The sequence below is a fragment of the Amnimonas aquatica genome, from assembly GCF_002943415.1.
Lineage (GTDB): Bacteria > Pseudomonadota > Gammaproteobacteria > Pseudomonadales > Moraxellaceae > Perlucidibaca > Perlucidibaca aquatica_A.
Window position 1 is genome coordinate 1 of sequence record NZ_PTQZ01000270.1, and the last position, 1,870, is coordinate 1,870.

At 65.3% G+C, this 1,870-nt stretch carries 3 protein-coding genes; 1 reads left to right on the forward strand and 2 read right to left on the reverse strand.

Annotated features, from left to right (window positions below):
- The coding region (locus C5O18_RS08925) for an AraC family transcriptional regulator ligand-binding domain-containing protein (protein WP_162495444.1) at positions 1 to 448 on the reverse strand (448 nt) is incomplete at its 3' end.
- A 104-nt stretch (positions 449 to 552) separates the two neighbouring features.
- Between C5O18_RS08925 and C5O18_RS08930 the strand changes: the two genes are divergently transcribed.
- Positions 553 to 1,470, forward strand: a complete 918-nt coding sequence (locus C5O18_RS08930; RefSeq protein WP_206389825.1) for a sterol desaturase family protein — start codon at positions 553 to 555, stop codon at positions 1,468 to 1,470.
- 68 nt (positions 1,471 to 1,538) lie between these two features.
- On the opposite strand, the gene C5O18_RS10515 is transcribed toward C5O18_RS08930, so the two are convergent.
- Positions 1,539 to 1,870 (reverse strand): hypothetical protein (locus C5O18_RS10515; protein WP_158249319.1); only part of this gene is annotated, 332 nt, incomplete at its 5' end.

Consider the following 1,870-nt stretch of genomic DNA (forward strand, 5'->3'; position numbering starts at 1 on the left):
TGTCGACCTGCTGTCCGGGGCGCCCGTGCTCCACGCCCCAGACCAGGTCGGTGCAGGGCAGGCCGTGGTCATCGGTCACTTCCCGGCGGCGCAGGCGGTTGATGCCGTTGATCAGCCGTTCGTAATGCTGCAGGCGCTCCAGCGCCGCGCCCACGGTGCCGCAGGACTGCAGCACGTAACCCAGCAGGCCCAGATGCGCCGGCGTGAAGCGCTGGCCCAGGCGCAGGCCGAGGTCGGGCTGGCGCAGCCGCTCGGCGGCGGCTTCCAGCACCTCGCGCCAGGCGCGCACCGGCATCACCGGCGTGTCGCCGGCGGCGAGCTGGCGCAGGGCCTCGCCGCCGGGCAGACCGGCCGCGTCCAGCCCGTGCTCGCCCAGGTAGTCGGTGAGCAGGCCGAAGTAGGCGATGCTCAGGTAGCCGCTGACGTTATGCGTGTTGTTCGTCGTCATGGCGACAAGTGTCAAAAAATAGGCCGGTTTCGTCAAGTCGAAGGGCTTGCGCATGGCTATCCTGCCGCCATACGACAAGTGAGGGTATGGTCATGCAGGAAACCATGCAGGAAATCGTCCGCTGGCTGGAGCAGATCACCGGCTTCCCGGTGGACACCAAGCAGATCATCCTGATCGGGCTCACGCCGCTGTTCCTGGGCGCGTTCTTCGTCGAGTGGCGGGTCATGCTGAAGCGCGGCCAGGACAAGTACTTCAAGGGCCAGCTCATGCCCATCCTGACCAACATGAACCTGGGTGCCGCCTACCAGGCCTTCGAGCTGGTCGTGCACGCGCTGTTGTTCATGTACGCCATGCACTGGGTCTACGACCACCGTTTCTTCGACGTGCCGGTGAACGCCTGGACCATCGTGCCCTTGTTCATCCTGCTCGAGCTCTGCTACTACGTCTTCCACCGCACCAGCCACCGCGTGCGCTGGTTCTGGTGCGCCCACGTCGTGCACCACAGCGGCGAGCACATGACGCTGAGCACGGCCATGCGCCAGAGCATGCTCTACTCGCTGACCGGCTACTGGCTGTTCTTCACCCCGCTCATGCTGCTCGGCGTGACTCCGGAGATGACCCTGGCCATGTACGCGGTGAACCTGGCCTACCAGTTCTTCGTGCACACCGAATCCGTGCGCAAGCTGCCGCGCTGGGTCGAATACGTGTTCGTGACGCCATCGCACCACCGCGTCCACCATGCCCGCAACCCGCAATACATCGACAAGAACTACGGCGGCGTGCTGATCATCTTCGATCGCTGGTTCGGCACCTTCGCCGAGGAAGTCGAGCCGGTGGAATACGGCATCGTGCGTCAGGTGCGCAGCAACAACATCATCACCCTGAACCTGCACGAGTTCATCGACATGATGAAGGATGTCATGAGGCCCGGCCCGCTGTGGCAGCGCCTCAGGCACATCTGGGCGCCGCCGGAGTGGGAGCGCCCGGGCACGGAGAAGGTCGCCGGCCCGGAAAAGGGTTGAGTGATGGCAGGGCCGCAGCGATGCGGCCCTGTCGTTTCCGGCGTTTCCGGCATACGTCAGCGCAGGGGCTAGCGGATGCCTGGCGCCGAGGACGATGGATTGCCGAAGTAACCGCCGCGGCTGCGGTTCTGCTGGCTGCCCTGATTGAGCGTTTCCGAGAAGGTGTTGACCGCCTCGCTGATGGTCTGCCTGCGGTTGTGGCTTTCCACCGCCTCATTGAGCTGGGCAATCTCGTTGTCGAGTCGCCTGAGCAGGGCGGGAATGGTGTTTTCCTGCACCGCTTGGTGCGCATCGCGCGTGCTGCGGGCGCTGCTGACGGCACTGGCCGGGATCAGGTTGCTGGCGCGGGTCCAAGTCTCGTCGGCAATGCAGCCGCTGCCGCGGTTGCGCGAGCAGCGCT